Source organism: Streptomyces montanisoli (assembly GCF_017813245.1).
GTDB lineage: Bacteria > Actinomycetota > Actinomycetes > Streptomycetales > Streptomycetaceae > Streptomyces > Streptomyces montanisoli.
Map to the genome: position 1 here is coordinate 1 of NZ_JAGIQL010000138.1, position 17,796 is coordinate 17,796.

Sequence of the window (17,796 nt, forward strand, 5' to 3'; positions counted from 1 at the left end):
CCCCCCTCCCGCCCCCCCCCCCCCCCCCCCCTCTCCCCCCCCCCCCCCCCGCCCCCCCCCCCCTTTATACAAGCAAAAGACGGCAAACGAGATAGATGGGTGACGGGAGTTCAGACGAGTGCACTAGCGATCTGGGCGAGTACACGCGCTCCCGCATCGCGGCGGCGCTCACGCCCGCGGCGGCCGGGCGGATGGTCCAACTGCCGCCCGGCGTCGACGAGAAGACGTTCCACCCGGACTCGGGGGGCGCGGCCGTGCGGGCCCGCCTCGGCCTCACGGACCGGCCGGTGGTCGTGTGCGTGTCGCGGCTGGTGCCGCGCAAGGGCCAGGACACGCTGATCGACGCGATGCCCGCGATCCTGGCGGCCGTGCCCGACGCCGTGCTGCTGATCGTGGGCGGCGGCCCGTACGCCAAGGCGCTGCGGGAACGGGCGGTCAAGGCCGGCGTCGCCGCGTCCGTGCACTTCACGGGGCCCGTCCCATGGGCGGAGTTGCCCGCGCACTTCGGGGCGGGCGACGTCTTCGCGATGCCCTGCCGCACCCGCAGGGGCGGCCTCGACGTGGAAGGGCTCGGCATCGTCTACCTGGAGGCGTCGGCGACGGGCCTCCCGGTGGTCGCCGGCGACTCGGGCGGCGCACCGGACGCGGTGCTCCAGGGGGAGACGGGCTGGGTGGTACACGGCACGGACACGTCCGCGGCGGCGGCCCGCATCGTGACGCTGCTCGGAGACCCGGCCGCGCGCCGCACGATGGGCGAGCGCGGCAGGCGCTGGGTCGAGGAGAAGTGGCGCTGGGACCTCCTGGCCGAGCGGCTGAGGGCGCTGCTGTAGCGCGGGGCCCCGGTCGCCGCGGCGGCCACCATGCCTTGGGGGAAGCGCCCGTGGATCGACCTGGGCACCGGGAAGGAGCTGCCCCGTGAGTGAACGGTCTCGCCGGGTCCTCAGTCGGTCGCGACCGAAGCGGCATACATCATTGCGTCGACAGGTGGTGTCCGGCATCCGGTCTGGAGTGTGACCTGCCGGGCTGCCTGGTGCACGAGCATGGGGAGCCCGTCGACAGAGCGCCGTCCCGCGGCCTCGGCGGCGCATCCGAAGACTGTGAGCCGGGGGCGGTAGACGACGTTCATGAGAGTGCCGGTGGCGCGTGTTCGCGTCCAGAGCGGGGCGAGCGCGTCGGCAACGCCGGGTGGCAGCGCGGAAATGACAAGGTCGGCGGACAGGTGGGCCGCCGCGGCTTCCCACGGCTCGACCCGGACGCGGATGCGGATGCGCTCGCCTGCGGCCTCGATGGTCGGGCGGGCGCGCCTGGCGTCGCGGGCGATCACCGTGGCGTGGTCGCAGCCCAGCTCTCGGGCTGCGGCCAGGGCTGTGCACGCGGTCGCTCCGGCGCCGAGCACCGTGACGTGGGCCGCGGAGGTCACGCCCGCCTCGTGGAGCGCCTGCACCATGCCGTGCAGGTCGGTGTTCTCCCCGACGAGCCGGCCGCCTTTCACGACAACGGTGTTCGCCGCCCCGATACGCGTCACCGTGTCCGACACCCGGTCGAGGAGCGGGACGGCGAGGCGCTTGAGCGGCATGGTCAGCGACAGGCCGGCCCACGTGTCGTCGAGGGAGGCGAGGAAGGGCTCCAGCCTGTCGGGGGTGCAGTCGATCGACCGGTAGGACCAGTTCAGTCCGAGGGTCTGGTAGGCGGCGCGATGGAGTACCGGGGAGAGCGCCTGGCCGATGGGTGAGCCGAGGACGGCGAGCCGTTTCATCGCGAATGGTGTGCGTGAGCCGGGGTCCGGTGCAGCATGGCGGCCACGCCCTCCCCGGAGGGGGTGTAGGCGATGCCGCGCAGCACGGCGACCGGGGCGCCGCGGCCTCGCTGCCCCAGGATGATTCCGGCGGCGCCCGTGATCATGTCGGCCAGGGTCTCCTCCTGCCGCTTCCCGTGGTGCTCGGTGATCCGCAGGGGTGCGATTCCGGCGGCGCCGATGGAGATGCAGGTTGCCCCGCGCCGGTCCGCCCGGCCGTCGGAGTCGGCGATGACGACCGCCACGTCCGCGCTGGTGCAGGCGACCAGGGCGTCGCGCAGTGCGCGAGCAGAGGCGTCCGGGTCTACGGGCAGCAGCCATGCGCCCTCGGCCCCGGCGCGATCGATCCCGGCTGAGGTGAGCTGATAGCCGAGGGTGTGCCGGGCGATGATCGGTCCGCGTTCGGTGGCCAGGAAGTGCTCGGTGGAGTTGTCGAGGATGAGCTGCACGACCTCGGCGGGCTTGCCCGTGGTGGCGGACAGCTCTTCGGCCTCGTGAGAGGGATGGATGCCGGCCAGATCGACGTACCGCTGCTCCGCGATGGACACGACCTTGCTGGCCACCACCACGATGTCGCCGGTCTGGAGGGTGGTACCGGTGTGCGTCAGAGCGTCGGTGATGGCGCTGGCCAGGTCGGCACCGGGCTGGAGTTCGGGGAATGGCTCCAGGGCGAACGCGGTGAAGCTGGAGGTGGGGGTGGTCATGACGAAGCTCCTGCTGGTGGGATGAGGGTGATCTGGAGACGGGCGTGCGCGGCGGCGAGCATCCGGGTCCGCTGCCGGGTGGTGGCCTGCTGTCCGCTGGTGAGCCAGTCGCGGACGCGGTGGAGATAGTGCGGCCACAGCTGGTGGGCGGCGTCGGCGGCCGGAGTTCCGGAGTTGACGGCGCGCCAGGCGTTCGCGACGGGCAGCGGCCAGGGCCAGTCATCGTATCGGCCCGAGGACGCGGCGAAGCTGTCCAGCGTGGTCAGCATGGTCTCGGCGCGGTGGGGTGGGAGCGCCCGGTCTGCGCATCGGTAGACGACCGGGCCGCTGTCGGGCGGGGTGATCGGCCGACTCCCGGTCGCAGTCATGTGCAGGAGGACGGGGACGGCCTGGTGGAAGATGACGGGGAGGTGGGGGAAGGATCCGGCGTGCCGCTTGGGTTCGTCGAGCCGTACAGAGTCGATGGGGCCGACCGTGGCGGCCGTCAGCAGCAGGAACGCGTCGATGCCGTACCCGTTGACGCATGCCGCGAGCTCGCCGGGCAGTGCGGCGGCTGCCCGCGCGGCGGCCGCCAGGGCCTCGCGGGATATGGCGAGGTCTCCGGCGAGCGGTTGGGGCACATCGTGTCCGGTGGCCGCAGAGATCAGGGGCCGGGCGACGTGGTTGGTGAGGTTGGCCTCGTCCCAGTGGCGCGGGTAGTCGGCGATGGCCATGGACGCCCCGCGGCGTACGCGAGACACCAGCGCGCGGTAGATGGTCGGGTCCGGGTTGCGGGTGTCGGTGTCCGCGATCAGTACCACGTCGGCTTCGGAGATCTCCGCGCGTCGGGCCGCGGCGAGGATCTGGGCACCCTTGCCCCGTTGAAGTCCCGTGAGGCCGACTTTCCGGGCCCGGGAGCGGGCGGCAGTGAAGTGCTCGGCGGTGTCCGGCCCGTCGGACGAGTCCGCGTGCAGGACGACGGCCCGCGCATCGTCCAGTGCGGCGTCCACCGCGGTGGAGACGGCGGCGATGGTGGCGGCTTCATTCCGGCTGGGAAGGATCGCGGCGGCGGTCTTCGGCGTCACACGTACTCCTCGGTGATGAGGTCGGCGGCGGACTGGGGATCGGGGGCGTACAGGTAGCTGTACGGGTGCTGTTCGAGGCGCGCGATCAGGTGGGTTCGCCAGCGGGCGAGCGAGGCGTCGTCCAGTGGCCAGACGGGTCCGTACGGTGCGCCGGTGGGGCCGGTCAGCGGGGTGGGGAGCCCACTGATGTACCGGGCCAGGGCCTCGTGGAGGCGAAGCTGCTCGTTCACGGAGAACGGTGTGGCCGGCACCAGCAGGGGGCGAGGGACGGCGGGGTGGACAGTCAGGCGGATGATCCCGGCCACGGGGACGGGGACACGGAGAAACGGGGCGAGGTCAACGATGGGCTTCGGCGCTTGCCACAGCTTGGGGTCCTGGGGGCGGACGGCGGCCGTCGCCTTGCCCGGGAGGATCAGCAGCTCCGTGTCGTCCTCGGCCAGGACGGTCAGATCGTCGCCGGCGAGGGTCCAGCCGCGTCCGCCGAGGGCCAGGGTCACGCTGGTCTTGCCGGCGCCCTTGTTGCCCAGCAGCAGGACGCCGCGCCCGCACGGCGTGACAGCGGCATTGGCGTGGAGGGTGAGCATCTGCCGCTGCTGTCGAGCCCGTTCCAGCGCGGTGTACGTCGCGTAGGCCAGCGTCGAGGAGCGCGCGACGTCGCGGGGAAGGCTGATGCGGACCGTGTGCCCGCTGACGGTGACGGCTGGTTCTCCGTCGGCGTACGTCACCGTCACGGCCGGACCGTCCGGGCTCCCGGGGCTCGGGGTGGAGAGGTGCCAGCCGCCGGGGAGCCGATTGGCCGCCGTGACGGCCGGTCCTGTGTCCAGCCCGGGAGGAAGCTCCAGGGCAGCGGTGAGGTGGCCGGTCGCCACGGCGGCCGGGTTCACGACAGCGTGGGAGGGTCGAGTTCGGCCAGCAGCCCGGCCACGGGCAGGACGGTGGGCAGGTACCGCTGGTTGTTCACGAGATCGGGCGCCCAGTCGGTGCGGTGCAGCACGTCGCGCACGAGTTCGGCGTCCGACGAGGCGGGGCCGGCGGTGGTGATGTCGAGGGAGGCGGGCTCGGGGTAGGGGCTCCCGTTGCGCCACATCACCGCGATGCGGCACGGCGTGCCGGTCTTCTCAGTGAGCGTGCGGCTGGCCTCGTCGACGAGCCACCCGCCGACCTTGCCGACGTGGTAGGCGGGGTTCTTCCCGAACAGGGCCTCGTTGCCTGCCTGCTGGCCGGGGGTGATCAGTCCGGAGCGGGCATTGCCTCGGCCTACCAGCCCGTCTTCGCCGTAGTCGATCGCCGATCCGGAGAGCGTGAAGTACTGGCCCGACAGCGGGCCGGTGCGGCGGTTGCGGGTGTTGCACACGACGTTGACCGGGCCCGGCAGGCGCTTGAGGAGCTGGATGGCGAGTTCCTGGGCGGCGTCGTTGACGGCGTCCTCGAACTCGGCGCTGCTGGCGAGGTGCCCGGCGACGGCCGGAACGCACGCGGTGACGTTCAGCGCGCGCCCGTCGCGGATGACGAGGGCTTTGATGTCGCTGCCCGCCCACGGCTGCCGGCGGAACCACGCCTCGGTGAGCAGCGCCACGGTCTCGGCCGAGGTGCGCGGCGCGGTGCCGACGAGGAACGCGGTGTCGTTGGAGAAGGCCGTCGGGCGCTCGGGCAGGTCCTCCAGGCCGTGCGGGGCGAACCAGCGCTCGAACTTGGAGGAGTCGGTCGTCTCGTGCTGGGCTCGCCAGGTGATGTGCTCGAAGCCCGGGAGAGTGGTGCGCAGTTGCTCGGCGGCGGCGTCTTCGAGGATTTCCCGCACGGGGATAGCGCGACCGGCGAAAGTCTTGGAGATCCGGCCGCCGAAGATCACCCGTACGGGACGGTCGTAGGTGCCGTCCGTGTCACCGAATCGGGCGCGGCCTCCGAGGACGGCGACCTTGTCGAGGTTGTGGTGGAGGATGGCGCCGAACTCGCGCAGGCAGTACTCGCTGTAGCGGATCGAGGCGAGCTCGGCGATCGAGTCGGCGAGGGTGTCCGGGTGTCCGACACCTTTGCGCTCGACGACCTCGACGCCGAGGTCATGTGGCAGAACCGGCCTCAGAAACGGTGCGCGCGGTGCGGTAGGCATGGTCGATGACCTCCAGGGTGCGGCGGAGCTGAGGGAGCGGGAAGAGAGACGGATGGCGGGGGCCGCCGTCGTCGGCGGGCAGGGACCGGTACATGGCCTGGCGCAGCGCCAGGTCGCTCGGCGCGGACTGCGGTTCGCCGAGGCCGGCTTCGAGGTTCCGGCCGCGCACGTGCACCTGCTGTCCGTCGGCCAGGTGCAGGCTCACCTCGTGGCGCCGTGGCTCGTCGCTGTCGACCCGGGCGTCGACGCTCAGGAGCGTGCCGTCCTCGAACGACAGCGTCGCGGTGATGCGGTCCTCGGATTCGGCCCACCGCCGGACGTGGTGAATCTCGGCCGTGCAGGAGGTGATGGGCGCGGGCGGCAGGAGGCGCAGGGCGAGGGCCAGGCCGTGGATGGCCTGCTGGTGCAGAATGCCCCCGGCGGTGGCGAACCGGGTGCGCCAGCCCCGGTAGTAGGCGCGGTCCCGGCGGCACACCAGCGTCACCGCGGCGCGCCGGACCGTGGGCACCTGGTCGAGCAGACTGGCGAGGCCGGGAGCGAAATGCGGCTGGAAGGCGACGAAGACCCTCGCGTCCTCCGGTGCCGGTGCCAGCTCGGCGGGGGCCAGCGTGACCGGCTTCTCCACCAGGACGACCACGCCGCGCCGCGCGGCAGCGCGTGCGGCCACCAGACCGGTGCCGGGCGGCGTCGCCACGACGACCGTGTCCGGAGCGAGGCGTTCGAACGCCCGTTCCCACTGGGCGAGCAGGGGCACCCCGGCGGGTGGGGCAACGGCCGGGGAGGGGTCGGCGACGCCCACCAGGTCCATCCCATCGGTACGGGCCAGGGCCTTGGCGTGCTTGGCGCCGACCTCTCCGGAGCCGATGAGGAGGACCCGCCTCACGCCAAGCCGCCCGGGATGGTGCCGCGCAGGAACGCCGCGCCGCGCGTCAGCGCGTCGCCGGGACTCTCGCGCACGTGCGTCTCCAGCGCGTACGGCAGCACCGGCCGCACCCGGTGGAGGACGGGCAGCAGTTCCGCGTACGGCACGTCGCCGGCGCCCGGCGCCACGAACTGCTTCATGCCGTCGTCACGCGGCACGTAGTCCTTGATGTGGACGTACTCGACGTAGGGGGCGAGGGCGTCGACAGCTTCCGCCGTGCCGTGGCCGACCTCGTACAGGTTCCCCAGGTCGAGCCAGAGCCCCAGCCCGGTGTTCTCACGGAGCGCGTCCAGGAGGGGCGCCGGTTCGGCGACGGTGCACACGGGCTCGTTCTCCAGCAGGAGCCGGGTACCGGCCCGCTCGGCGGCCTTGAGCGCGTACGTCAGCAGCGGGTCGTTCCGGAAGTCCTCCGACTGTTCGCCGACGGACAGGTGGGAGAAGACGCGGACGCGGTCGGTGCCCAGGATGTCGGCGACGGCGAGCGCGCGGTCCACCCAGCGTTCCCGGTCCTCGGCCGGCACCTGCGTGGGGAAACCGAAGCTGTCGACCTTGCCGGGCTTGGCCTCGGGCCGGCACCACTTCCACAGCGGGGACGCCAGCGCGGCTACGCGCAGGCCCCGTTCGTCGGCCAGCTGCCGGACTTCACGGAGCTGCGCGTCGTCCAGGACGAGGGCGTTCGATCCGTAGGCGGTACGGATCTCCAGGTGGCCCACGCCTAGCGCGAGGGCCAGGTCCATGCCGACGGCGGGGTCTTGGCCCAGCTCGTCGGGGTTGAGCACGGTGATTCCCTGCACGGTGTTCTCCTTGTCGGTGCGAGCGCTTGAGACAGCGGTGGTCGTGCACCCCGCTGGAAACGTGGTGCACGACCTGGTGCCGGAGACCTACGCCCCGCCACCAGGCGGGGGCGGAGTCGGGAGCGGGCCCGGCGGGGGCGGCGGCGGGGGCGGAGAAGGTGGGTTGGGCATGTCGGAACACTCCTTCGGTCAAGGGGTGAATCCAGCGCTGAGCTGCGGAAACCGGACGGTTGCCGAGGTCTGCGCCGGGGGGTTCTCTGTGCACTCCCAGACTCGGAAGAAAGCCGAGGGAAACCCATCCGACGGCCCTATAGGTCGGGCCTCTGGCGCCCCGGTCAAAGCGCTGACAGGGGGTCACGGCACCTCTACGCTGAGGCAAGGTCATGCCGCCGCCCCGGAGGGGGAAAACACCGTGCGCAGCCATTCCCAGGTAGCCGTTCCCGCTGATCTGTGGGATCACGAGAAGGCCCGACGAGCCCTCGCAGCGCGCGACCTTGCCGCCGTGATCAAGCACTTCCGGCAGTACACGGGCGCCAGTCAGACCGTCGTGGGCTCCCTCACCGGGCTGGCTCAGTCCGACGTCAGCGCGATCGAGCGCGGCGTGCGCCAGGTCCAGAGCGTCGATGTCCTGACGCGGATCGCTGATGGGCTCGTCATCCCGCTGTCTCTCCTGGGCCTTGCCGACGAGAGGGGCGGAGGCGATCGCCTCTCTCGTCGCAGCGCGCCCGTGCCGCCGCCCACGGCCGCTAAGGTGACCGGAGCCGAGCTGGAGGACGATGTGCGACGTCGGGAACTGATGGCTGGGGCGCTGGGCCTCGGCGCCAGCTTGATCGCCGGGGCCGGATCCGATGCTGCTGCGGCGGAACCGGCAGCCCAGAACCCGGCCGCCGCCATGGAGCGGGCCCTGTTCGAGCCGATCACCGGAAGACCTACGAGCCTGAGCGATCTCGCCGACGGTCTCACGACGGCCCGCGAGATGTTCTCGGGCGCCCGCTACTCCGCTCTCGGCAGCGCCCTCCCCCCGTTGATCGCGACGGCGGAAGCCACCCGGGACATCTCCACCGGCCGCACTCGCGAGCGCGCCCAGGCGGCCGTCGCCCGCGCCTACGTGCTGGCCACCGAACTCGCCGTGAAGCAGCACTCCGAGGCGGCGTGGGCTACCGCGGACCGAGCGCTCAGCGCCGCGCGGGCCAGCGGGGACCCTCGGCCCCTCAGCGACGCGGCCCGAGTCCTGGCGATCACTATGCGCCGCGCCGGCCGCAGCTCTGCCGCCGTCGACTTCCTGGCCCGCACCGCGACCTCCCTGGTCGTGGAGAAGGACCGCCCGCAGGCTGACGCCCTGGCCGCCCGCACCTGCCTGCTCATGACTGCCGGCTACACAGCCGCGTCCGGGGGACGGCGCAGTACGGCGCTCGACCTGCTCGGCGAGGCGGAAGAAACCTCCGGCCGGATTCCCGTCGACCGGGGCGGTAAGCCTGTGGGTCTCTTCACGATCTCGGCGAGTCCTGCCGAGGTCGCGATGTACCGGATCAGCAGCTTCACGGCCCTTGGCACGCCGGACGACGCCGTTCCCTACGTCCGACGCGTCCAGCCGGCTCAGCTCGCGAACACGGAAAGGGTCGCGCGCTACCTCACGGACACGGCCCGCATGTGGCACCAGCTCGGTGACGGGCGACGCACGTTCGGCGCCCTGCGGGCCATCGAGCACACGGCGCCGGAAGAGGTCCGGCGGCCCGCGATCCGCTCGCTCACGGCCGACCTGCTCTACCAGCCGGGCAGTCTCGCCGGCCTTCGGGAATTCGCCGTGCGTACGGGTGCCGTGGCGGCCTGAGGTGTTCCTCACGCCGATCCGGGAACGGCTGCGTTGCATGCGTCTTGACCTGCGGGTACCTCTCGCGCACCTCTACCGGATCCGGGTGTCGAACGGGAGGGTTCAGGCATGAGAGCCGTTGATCGTTCGAGCTGGCGTCTTCGCCTGAGGGAGCTCACCGTCGAGGACGTGGAGGCGATCTACGCGATCTACGGGAGTCCGGAGGCGACCGCGCATCTCAGCTTCGAGCCGCGGTCGCTCGCCGACGTAGGAAGGATTGTGGAGTGCTCCATTGCGTCAGCCACGGCCAATCCACGTAGCGAGTACGCCCTAGTTGTCGAGAAGCGGGAGAGCGGCGAGGTCATCGGCTTCGGCCGACTCGCCACAGATCCCCACCAGCCGGGCGCAGCCACCTTCGGCTTCGCGCTGCGCCCCGACGCATGGGGTGCCGGATACGGGCAAGAGATGGTCAACCTGCTGCTTGCGCTTGGCTTCGAAGAGATCGGGCTGCACCGTGTATGGGGGGCCCGATCCCCACTCAACGAGGCCTCCGCCAGGACCATGAGAGCTGCGGGGATGACGGAAGAAGGCACCATCCGGGAGCACATCAGAAAAAACGGCGTCTGGCGTGACTCCGTCGTCCACGCCATCCTCGACCGCGAGTGGCGTGCTCTTCACCAGAGCGTCTAGCTCTGCGGATCGATCGGCGCGGGACTGGGGCCGTCGAGGACCCCGGCCGCCAGAGCCAGCGCGCTCGGCGCGACGTGACCCGTCCGCGCCCGCCCGGGCGCGGACCGGTCACGTCGTGTACAGCGCCTCGATCTCCTCCGCGAAGTCCTTCGCGACCACATTCCGCTTCAGCTTCAGCGACGGCGTCAAGTGGCCGCTCTCCTCCGTGAACTGGCGTGTCAGGATGCGGAACTTGCGGACCGACTCCGCCTTCGACACCGCCGCGTTGCCCTCGTCCACCGCCTGCTGGACCTCCGCGAGCAGTCGCGGGTCGAGCCGCAGTGACGCGACCGTCGCGTCGGACGGGGTGCCGTGCTCGCGGGCCCAGCGTGCGAGGAACTCCTCGTCCAGCGTGATCAGCGCGCCCACGAACGGGCGGCCGTCGCCGACGACCATGCACTCCGCGACGAGGGCGTGCGCCCTGATCCGGTCCTCGATCACCGCGGGCGCCACGTTCTTGCCGCCCGCCGTGACCAGGATCTCCTTCTTCCTGCCGGTGATCGTCAGGTAGCCGTCCTCGTCCAGCGACCCCAGGTCGCCCGTGCGGAACCAGCCGTCCGCCAGCGCCTGTTCGGACGCCTCCGGATTGTTCCAGTACCCCGTGAACAGGTGCTCCCCGTGCAGCAGCACCTCGCCGTCGTCGTCGATGCGCACCACGGAACCCGGCAGCGGCTGGCCGACCGTGCCGATCTTCTGCCGGTCCCACGGGTTGAACGTCGTCGCCCCGCAGGACTCGGTCAGCCCGTACCCCTCCAGCACCGTGAAGCCGATGCCGCGGAAGAAGTGGCCGAGCCGTTCGCCGAGCGGCGCGCCGCCCGAGATGGCGTACTCGCCGCGGCCGCCGAGCACGGCGCGCAGCTTGCCGTAGAGGAGCCTGTCGAACAGGCGGTGGCGCAGGCGCAGGCCGAACGACGGGCCCTGCGCGGTGTCCAGGGCGCGGCTGTAGGCGACCGCCGTGCTCGCCGCGCGGTCGAAGATCGCGCCCTTGCCGTCCTCGTACGCCTTGGCGCGCGCCGCGTTGTACACCTTCTCGAAGACGCGCGGCACGCCGAGGACCAACGTCGGCCGGAACGCCGCCAGTTCCTCGGTCAGGTTCTTCGTGTCCTCCAGGCACCCCAGCTTGACGGGCGCCATCACGCACGCCAACTGCACGATCCTGCCGAAGACATGGGCCGCGGGCAGGAACAGCAGCAGTGACGAGTCACCCGTGCGGAACAGCGGGCCCAGGCGCTCGACGATGTTGCCGCACTCGGCGAAGAAGCTCCGGTGGGTCAGGACGCACCCCTTGGGCCTGCCCGTCGTCCCCGAGGTGTACACGATCGTGGCGGGTGCGTCGGCCTTGCCCGCGGCGGCGCGCTCCTCGAGCGCCGCGTCCGGCACGTCCGCGCCCGCGGCCACCAGCTCCGCGAGGCCGCCGCCGGCCAGCGACCACACCGAGCGCAGCCCGGGCAGCCCGTCACGCACCGACTTCACGGCCGCCGCGTGCTCCTCGCTCTCCACCACGGCCGCGACCGCGCCCGAGTCGCCGAGCACCCAGCGCACCTGCTCGGCCGAGCTCGTCTCGTACACGGGCACCGTGACCGCGCCCGCGCTCCAGACCGCGAAGTCGAGCAGGACCCACTCGTACCGGGTGCGGGACATCAGCGCGACCCGGTCGCCCGGCTCGATCCCCGCGGCGACGAGGCCCTTGGCCGCGGCCCGCACGTCGTCGAGGAACCGGCGCGCCGTCACGTCCTCCCAGCCGCCCGCGGCCTTACGGCCGAACAGTGCGGTGTCCGGGTACTGTGCGGCGTTGCGGCGCACGAGATCGGTCAGAGTGCCGTCCGTCGGGACCTCGTACAGGGCCGGAAGACTGAACTCACGCAAAACTGCTGCTCCTCATCGGGCGCCGGCGCCGCGGCCCTGACGCGCCCCGGCTGCGGTACGCACGGACCGCCCCGAGAGGTTACCTGCCGGTACGGTCGTGTGGACGGTGCCCTGGCCGGATGGTTCCGGTGTCGCACGGTTTTTGCGACTCCCGGTGCACAGTAGTCCAAGGGGCGGCCGCGGGGTGATCGCCGTCGCCCCTGCGCCGCCGGACGACGGGCGCGCGGCGAGCGGACGGGCGAGCACAGTGAGGTGACAGGTGACCAGGGTTCATGTGGTGAGTGACGTCCACGGCAACGCGGCGGGGCTCGCCGCCGCGGGCGAGGGGGCCGACGCCCTCGTCTGCCTCGGCGACCTCGTGCTCTTCCTCGACTACGCGGACCACTCCCGCGGCATCTTCCCCGACCTGTTCGGCGCCGAGAACGCCGACCATCTCGTCGCGCTGCGCACCGAGCGCCGCTTCGACGAGGCGCGCGCGTTCGGCGCCGGGCTGTGGGCGGGCCTCGACGCGACGCCGGCCGCCGCGATCGAGGCCGGCGTGCGCCGCCAGTACGAGGAGCTGTTCGGCGCCATGCCGGCACCCACGTACGCCACCTACGGAAATGTCGACATGCCCGCCCTGTGGGCGGAGTACGCGCGCCCCGGCACGACCGTCCTCGACGGCGAGCGCGCCGAGATCGGCGGCCTCGTCTTCGGCTTCGTCGGCGGCGGCCTGCGCACCCCCATGCGCACGCCGTACGAGATCCCCGACGAGGAGTACGCGGCCAAGGTCGAGGCGCTCGGCGAGGTCGACGTCCTGTGCTCGCACATCCCGCCCGAGGTGCCCGACCTCACCTACGACGTCGTCGCCCGCCGCTTCGAGCGCGGCAGCACCGCACTGCTGGACGCCATCCACCGCACCAGGCCGCGCTACGCGCTCTTCGGCCACGTGCACCAGCCGCTCGCGTCCCGGATGCGGATCGGCGCCACCGAGTGCGTGAACGTCGGGCACTTCGCCTCGACCGGCAGGCCCTGGGCCCTTCAGTGGTGAGAGGCTGGTGAGAGGCTGTCGTCCTGAAGGGTTTCCGGGGCGCGGGACCGCGCAGGGGGCGCCGCGAGGGCCGCGATAACCTGCACGCGGCGTACCCAGTCTGCGAGGAGCACCGCGATGGCGGAACACACGATTTCGAGCATCACGATCGAGGCGGCCCCCGCCGCCGTCATGGCGGTGATCGCCGACTTCGCCCGCTACCCCGAGTGGACCGGGGAGGTCAAGGAGGCGGAGGTGCTCGCCACCGACGCCCGGGGCAGGGCCGAGCAGGTCAGGCTGGTGCTCGACGCGGGCGCGATCAAGGACGACCACACCCTCGCCTACACCTGGGCGGGCGACGAGGTCACCTGGACGCTCGTCAAGTCCCAGATGCTGCGCTCGCTGGACGGCTCCTACCGGCTCGCGCCCCTGGCGGGCGGCGCCCACACGGAAGTCACCTACCGCCTCGCGGTCGACGTCAAGATCCCGCTGCTCGGCATGATCAAGCGCAAGGCCGAGAAGGTCATCATCGACCGCGCGCTCGCGGGCCTCAAGAAGCGCGTCGAGTCCACCGAGACCGCGGGGGCCTGACCCGCATGTCCCCCCGTACGGTCTTCGTCACCGGCCCCGGCGGCGCCGGCCGTACGACCGTCGCGGCGGCCACCGCACTCGCGGCCACCCGCCGCGGCGACCGCACCCTGCTGCTCACGGCCGACCCCGCGGCCGAGCCGGTGCTCGGCGCCGCGCCGGGGCCCGACGCGGCCCGCCCCGCGCGCGTCACCGACGGCCTGTGGGCCGCACGTGTCGACTCTGCGGGCCACTTCCGCACCGAGCTGCTCGCCCTCCAGGAGCGGGCCGCGCCCGCACTCGACCTCCTCGGCGCCCCGCGGCTGCGCGGCGAGGAGCTGACGGAACTGCCCGGCAGCGACGCCTTCGCCCTGCTGCACGCCCTGCGCACCGCCGCGGACGCCGACTGGGACGTCCTCGTCGTCGACCTGCCGCCGCTGCCCGCCGCGCTCCCGCTGCTCGCCCTGCCCGAGACGCTGCGCCGCTACCTGCGGCGCCTGCTGCCCCCGCAGCGGCAGGCGGCGCGTGCGCTGCACCCGATGATGGCGCAGCTCGCCGGCGTTCCCCTGCCGTCCAGGTGGCTGTACGAGACCGCCGGCCGCAAGGACGCCGAACTCGCCGCGGTACAGGCCCTCGTCGAGGACGCGGCGACCTCGCTGCGGCTCGTCGCCGAGCCCGGCCGCGCCGCCGACGAGGCCCTGCGGACCGCGCGCGCCGGCCTGGCCCTGTACGGCCTGCGCGCCGACGCGCTCGTGGCCAACAAGGTGCTGCCGCCGGCGGACGGCCACCCCTGGCTGACGGCCATGGGCGAGCGGCAGCGCGAGAGCGTCGCCGCATGGCGGGAGCCCGCCGCGGCCTGGCCCGCCGTCCACGAGCTGCCCCACCTGGGCCGCGACCCGCGGGGCGCGGGGGACCTGGAAGCCCTCGGACTCCCCGCCCCCGACGAGGCGGGCGCGGGCGCGGCGGGCGCGGGCACGTCCGGCGAGACCGCGGCTGATCCGTGGTGGGTGGAGGACCGCATCGCCGCCGACGGCCTGCTCGTGTGGTGCCTGCCGCTGCCGGGCGCGGGCAAGAGCGAGCTGAACCTCGTCCGCAGGGAGCACGAACTGGTGCTCACCGTCGGCCCGTTCCGCAGGATCGTGCCGCTGGCCCCGGCGCTGCGCCGCTGCACGGTCTCCGGCGCCGCCCTCACCGATGGCGTCCTGCGCATCCGCTTCGCCCCCGACCCCGGCCTGTGGCCGAAGGACGGGCCCGCCGGGGCCTGAGAGGCTGTTGTCTTGCCCCCTGCGGGGCCCGAGTCGCCTGGCACAGCCATCTCCGGCGTTGTCTCCCCCAGCCTTCGGCCGGGAGGTGCCCCCAGTCGCCGACGTCCCCCAGCCTTCGGCCGGGAGGTGCCCCCACCGCGTCGACTCCCTCCTCCGCCTTGGATCTTCCCCCAGCCTCCGGCCGGGAGGTGCCCCCAGCACCAGCCCCCTCGACCTGATCCCACACTGGGCAAGACAACAGCCTCTGAACCACCCGGCCCTCTTCGGGTACCGTCGAAGGTGTACATCTTCCGCCGCCGGGCGGTGGAAGACCTTGCCGGACGCGGGAGTACCCCATGAGCGATGCGAGCGAGCGGCCCGACGCGGATGCCTGGGCCACGGCGTGCGCCGAGGACCTGGCGGCGGAGAAGGCCAGGCGCCGCGCGGTCTACGGGCCGCCGCCGTCCTCGGCCGCCGACGAGCTGCGCAAGTTCGCCGATGCCGTCGCCGACAGGCTGACGTCCCTCGACAACCCGCTGTTCGGCATGGCCGCCCAGGGCGCCGTCCAGCAGTTCGTCAACCAGGCGAAGGCCGCCGTCGAGCCCGTGATCCAGCGCAACCCGGACTTCTTCGACCACCTCGCGGCCGCCGGCGGCGAACTGCTCGCCGCGTACCGCTCCGCCGTCCAGGACCAGGAGAGCCGCTGGACGCGCGGCGCCGCGTCCGACGACGCCGCCACCCGCGGCGGGACGTCGGGCACCGCGGAGCAGGGCGGCGGGAAGCTCGGCCCGAAGGACTCGCGGCAGTCCCTCGACCCGAGCGACCCGAGGGACGAACGGCCCGGCCCGGACGGCCACATCGACCTGGACTGAGCAGGGCGGCGCCGACCCTCGGGTACCGTTGGGCCCAGCGGGGCACGACCGAAAACTGAGGGACACATGGGACTCACCATCGGCGTCGACATCGGCGGCACGAAGATCGCGGCGGGCGTCGTCGACGAAGAGGGCACCATTCGCGATGTGCACAAGGTGCCCACTCCGGACACCGCCGAGGCGATCGTCGACGCGATCTGCTCAGCCGTCTCGGGGGCCGGTAAGGGGCACCAGATCGAGGCCGTCGGCATCGGAGCCGCCGGCTACGTCGACGACAAGCGTGCGACGGTCCTGTTCGCGCCCAACATCAACTGGCGGCACGAGCCGCTCAAGGACAAGGTCGAGCAGCGCGTCGGCCTGCCGGTGGTCGTGGAGAACGACGCGAACGCGGCGGCCTGGGGCGAGTACAAGTTCGGCGCCGGCAAGGGCCACGACGACGTCATCTGCATCACCCTCGGCACGGGCCTCGGCGGCGGCGTGATCATAGGGAACAAGCTGCGGCGCGGGCGCTTCGGCGTCGCGGCGGAGGTCGGCCACATCCGGGTGGTCCCCGACGGGCTGCTGTGCGGCTGCGGCAGCCAGGGCTGCTGGGAGCAGTACGCCTCGGGCAGCGCGCTCGTACGGTACGCGCGCCAGCGTGCGGGCGCGCAGCCGGAGAACGCCGAGGTGCTGCTCGCGCTCGGCGACGGCACACCCGAGGGAATCGAGGGCAGGCACGTCAGCGACGCCGCCCGGCAGGGCGACCCGGTCGCGGTCGACTCGTTCCGCGAGCTGGCGCGCTGGGCGGGCAGCGGACTCGCCGACCTGGCCTCGCTGTTCGACCCGTCGGCCTTCATCATCGGCGGCGGCGTCTCGGACGAGGGCGACCTCGTGCTCGAACCGATCCGCAAGTCGTTCAGGCGGTGGCTCGTCGGCGGCGAGTGGCGTCCGCACGCGCAGGTGCTCGCCGCGCAACTGGGCGGCGAGGCGGGCCTCGTCGGCGCCGCGGACCTGGCACGCCAGGGCTGACCCCGCCCCGGCCCCGACGCGCGTAACGCATTCGTGCCCGCCGTACCCCCGTGACCAGGGGGACGGCGGGCACGCGCGTTCCCGATCTCCCGTAGGGTGAGGGCATGGCAATGCCCCCGCTGCCCGACTCCCGTACCGAGCCGGACGGTTCGGCCGTGATCAGGGTGCTCACGTACAACATCCGCTCGATGCGCGACGACCGTGCGGCGCTCGCGCGCGTGATCCGGGCGTGCGCGCCCGACCTGGTGTTCGTCCAGGAGGCCCCGCGCTTCTTCCGCTGGCGCAAGTACGCGTCGTGGCTGGCGCGCGCGACGGACCTCGTCGTCCTCGGCGGCGGCGCCACGGCGGCCGGCCCGCTGCTGCTGTGCTCGCTGCGCGCGACGGTGGAGTCCACGCGGGACGTCTTGCTGCCGCGCACCCCAGGGCTGCACCGCAGGGGCTTCGCGACGGCCGTCGTACGGTTCGGGCGCGCCCGGCTCGGCGTGCTGAGCTGCCACCTCAGCCTCAACGCGGGCGAGCGGCTCGACCAGGCGGGGAAGGTGCTCGACCAGCTCAAGTCGATGGACGCGCCCCACGCCGTCGCCGCCGGTGACATCAACGAGGCGCCCACGGGCCGCGCCTTCAGGCTGCTCGCCGACCAGCTGCAGGACGGCTGGGCCACGGCGCCCTGGGGGACGGAGCACACGTACGGCGCGACGTCGCCGAACCGGCGCATCGACGCGGTGTTCGCGACGCCGGGCGTCGAGGTGCTGACCTGCGGCGTCCCGGCCGGCCTCGACGGCCTGTCCCCGCGCGACCTGCGCAGGGCGAGTGACCACCTGCCGGTCCTGGCAACGCTCAGGGTCCCGGCGCCGTAGCCGGGCCCCGGCCGCCGTCCCGACGGGCCGGGCCCCGGCATGGCGCGGCCCTGGGCGCGGGCAGCGCTGCCAGCAAGCGTACGGGGCGCGACCCGGGCGGAGCCCGGCTGGTCGGTGGCGCGTGTTGTCCAGACTGCGGGTACCCCGGGAGGACGGCGCGTCCTGCGGACGGCGGCGGGCCCCGGCAGGCGTGGCGCTGAGCACGCACACCTGTGCCGGCAGGGGCACGGGGCGTGGCCCCGTGATCAGGTGGCACGGCGCCGGAGGCGCACGCTCGGTGAGCGGTCCCGCACCAGGCGGCGCGGGGCCCGCCCTCCAGTCATCGCCGGGGCGGCCCGGACCGGCTCAGAACGGAAGAGCACGCGGCTGAACTCCAGTCGCCGGTGTGTCTCGTAAGCCGCTTCCTCGATGGGAGAGCGGGGGGGGCGGGGGGGGGGAGGGGGGGGGG

At 73.0% G+C, this 17,796-nt stretch carries 16 protein-coding genes and 1 pseudogene; 9 read left to right on the plus strand and 8 right to left on the minus strand.

Annotation, left to right across the window (positions count from 1 at the left end; translation table 11 throughout):
* Positions 1-128 precede the first annotated feature (128 nt).
* Positions 129-830 (plus strand): annotated as a pseudogene (locus tag JFN87_RS25705) (glycosyltransferase family 4 protein); the annotation flags it as partial.
* A 110-nt stretch (positions 831-940) separates the two neighbouring features.
* Here JFN87_RS25705 and JFN87_RS25710 read toward each other — a convergent pair.
* The 7 genes from JFN87_RS25710 to JFN87_RS25740 are packed head-to-tail and all read right to left on the minus strand — an operon-like array spanning position 941 to position 7,386.
* Positions 941-1,756, minus strand: coding sequence for a shikimate dehydrogenase family protein (locus JFN87_RS25710; protein WP_209343581.1), 816 nt, complete (start codon positions 1,754-1,756; stop codon positions 941-943).
* Entirely contained in the window at positions 1,753-2,499 is a 747-nt protein-coding gene (locus tag JFN87_RS25715) for a coenzyme F420-0:L-glutamate ligase (protein WP_209343583.1), read from the minus strand. The genes JFN87_RS25710 and JFN87_RS25715 overlap by 4 nt, the downstream gene beginning before the upstream one ends.
* Positions 2,496-3,563, minus strand: a complete 1,068-nt coding sequence (locus tag JFN87_RS25720; protein WP_209343585.1) for a glycosyltransferase family protein — start codon at positions 3,561-3,563, stop codon at positions 2,496-2,498. Before JFN87_RS25720 ends, JFN87_RS25715 begins: the two co-directional genes overlap by 4 nt.
* Complete coding sequence (locus JFN87_RS25725) at positions 3,560-4,447, minus strand: phosphoenolpyruvate carboxykinase (ATP) (protein WP_209343587.1); 888 nt, start codon at positions 4,445-4,447, stop codon at positions 3,560-3,562. The genes JFN87_RS25720 and JFN87_RS25725 overlap by 4 nt, the downstream gene beginning before the upstream one ends.
* Positions 4,444-5,670: a methionine adenosyltransferase gene (locus JFN87_RS25730; RefSeq protein WP_209343589.1), complete on the minus strand. Its 1,227-nt coding sequence runs from the start codon at positions 5,668-5,670 to the stop codon at positions 4,444-4,446. The genes JFN87_RS25725 and JFN87_RS25730 overlap by 4 nt, the downstream gene beginning before the upstream one ends.
* The gene (locus JFN87_RS25735; protein WP_209343591.1) at positions 5,621-6,553 is read right to left on the minus strand and encodes a Gfo/Idh/MocA family protein; all 933 of its coding nucleotides are present in this window, start codon (positions 6,551-6,553) and stop codon (positions 5,621-5,623) included. Before JFN87_RS25735 ends, JFN87_RS25730 begins: the two co-directional genes overlap by 50 nt.
* The gene (locus JFN87_RS25740) at positions 6,550-7,386 is read right to left on the minus strand and encodes a sugar phosphate isomerase/epimerase family protein (protein ID WP_209343593.1); all 837 of its coding nucleotides are present in this window, start codon (positions 7,384-7,386) and stop codon (positions 6,550-6,552) included. Before JFN87_RS25740 ends, JFN87_RS25735 begins: the two co-directional genes overlap by 4 nt.
* A gap of 412 nt (positions 7,387-7,798) precedes the next feature.
* Between JFN87_RS25740 and JFN87_RS25745 the strand changes: the two genes are divergently transcribed.
* Positions 7,799-9,217 (plus strand): helix-turn-helix domain-containing protein, encoded by a 1,419-nt coding sequence (locus JFN87_RS25745; RefSeq protein ID WP_209343595.1) that lies wholly within the window; start codon positions 7,799-7,801, stop codon positions 9,215-9,217.
* 108 nt (positions 9,218-9,325) lie between these two features.
* On the plus strand, positions 9,326-9,886 hold the full coding sequence (locus JFN87_RS25750) for a GNAT family N-acetyltransferase (RefSeq protein WP_209343597.1): 561 nt from the start codon (positions 9,326-9,328) through the stop codon (positions 9,884-9,886).
* A 108-nt stretch (positions 9,887-9,994) separates the two neighbouring features.
* Here the strand turns inward: JFN87_RS25750 and JFN87_RS25755 are convergent, their stop codons facing one another.
* Entirely contained in the window at positions 9,995-11,791 is a 1,797-nt protein-coding gene (locus JFN87_RS25755) for an AMP-dependent synthetase/ligase (RefSeq protein ID WP_209343599.1), read from the minus strand.
* A 259-nt stretch (positions 11,792-12,050) separates the two neighbouring features.
* On the opposite strand from JFN87_RS25755, the gene JFN87_RS25760 reads away from it, so the two are divergent.
* From JFN87_RS25760 to JFN87_RS25785, 6 genes are all read left to right on the plus strand, one after another.
* Positions 12,051-12,821: a metallophosphoesterase family protein gene (locus tag JFN87_RS25760; RefSeq protein WP_209343602.1), complete on the plus strand. Its 771-nt coding sequence runs from the start codon at positions 12,051-12,053 to the stop codon at positions 12,819-12,821.
* Between the two features lie 117 nt (positions 12,822-12,938).
* Positions 12,939-13,391 (plus strand): SRPBCC family protein, encoded by a 453-nt coding sequence (locus JFN87_RS25765; protein WP_209343604.1) that lies wholly within the window; start codon positions 12,939-12,941, stop codon positions 13,389-13,391.
* Positions 13,392-13,396: 5 nt separating this feature from the next.
* On the plus strand, positions 13,397-14,632 hold the full coding sequence (locus JFN87_RS25770) for an ArsA family ATPase (protein ID WP_209343606.1): 1,236 nt from the start codon (positions 13,397-13,399) through the stop codon (positions 14,630-14,632).
* A 335-nt stretch (positions 14,633-14,967) separates the two neighbouring features.
* Entirely contained in the window at positions 14,968-15,483 is a 516-nt protein-coding gene (locus JFN87_RS25775; protein WP_209343608.1) for a DUF5304 domain-containing protein, read from the plus strand.
* Positions 15,484-15,549: 66 nt separating this feature from the next.
* Complete coding sequence (locus JFN87_RS25780) at positions 15,550-16,491, plus strand: ROK family glucokinase (protein ID WP_209343610.1); 942 nt, start codon at positions 15,550-15,552, stop codon at positions 16,489-16,491.
* A 104-nt stretch (positions 16,492-16,595) separates the two neighbouring features.
* Positions 16,596-17,348 (plus strand): endonuclease/exonuclease/phosphatase family protein, encoded by a 753-nt coding sequence (locus tag JFN87_RS25785; protein ID WP_209343612.1) that lies wholly within the window; start codon positions 16,596-16,598, stop codon positions 17,346-17,348.
* The last annotated feature ends 448 nt before the right edge of the window (positions 17,349-17,796 follow it).

Excerpts from the sequence above, each read along its gene's own strand:
- JFN87_RS25780 (WP_209343610.1), top strand. The coding sequence starts at position 15,550 with ATGGGACTCACCATCGGCGTCGACATCGGCGGCACGAAGATCGCGGCG.
- JFN87_RS25715 (WP_209343583.1), bottom strand. The coding sequence starts at position 2,499 with ATGACCACCCCCACCTCCAGCTTCACCGCGTTCGCCCTGGAGCCATTC.
- JFN87_RS25730 (WP_209343589.1), bottom strand. The coding sequence starts at position 5,670 with ATGCCTACCGCACCGCGCGCACCGTTTCTGAGGCCGGTTCTGCCACAT.
- JFN87_RS25770 (WP_209343606.1), top strand. The coding sequence starts at position 13,397 with ATGTCCCCCCGTACGGTCTTCGTCACCGGCCCCGGCGGCGCCGGCCGT.
- JFN87_RS25775 (WP_209343608.1), top strand. The coding sequence starts at position 14,968 with ATGAGCGATGCGAGCGAGCGGCCCGACGCGGATGCCTGGGCCACGGCG.
- JFN87_RS25710 (WP_209343581.1), bottom strand. The coding sequence starts at position 1,756 with ATGAAACGGCTCGCCGTCCTCGGCTCACCCATCGGCCAGGCGCTCTCC.
- JFN87_RS25750 (WP_209343597.1), top strand. The coding sequence starts at position 9,326 with ATGAGAGCCGTTGATCGTTCGAGCTGGCGTCTTCGCCTGAGGGAGCTC.
- JFN87_RS25765 (WP_209343604.1), top strand. The coding sequence starts at position 12,939 with ATGGCGGAACACACGATTTCGAGCATCACGATCGAGGCGGCCCCCGCC.
- JFN87_RS25785 (WP_209343612.1), top strand. The coding sequence starts at position 16,596 with ATGGCAATGCCCCCGCTGCCCGACTCCCGTACCGAGCCGGACGGTTCG.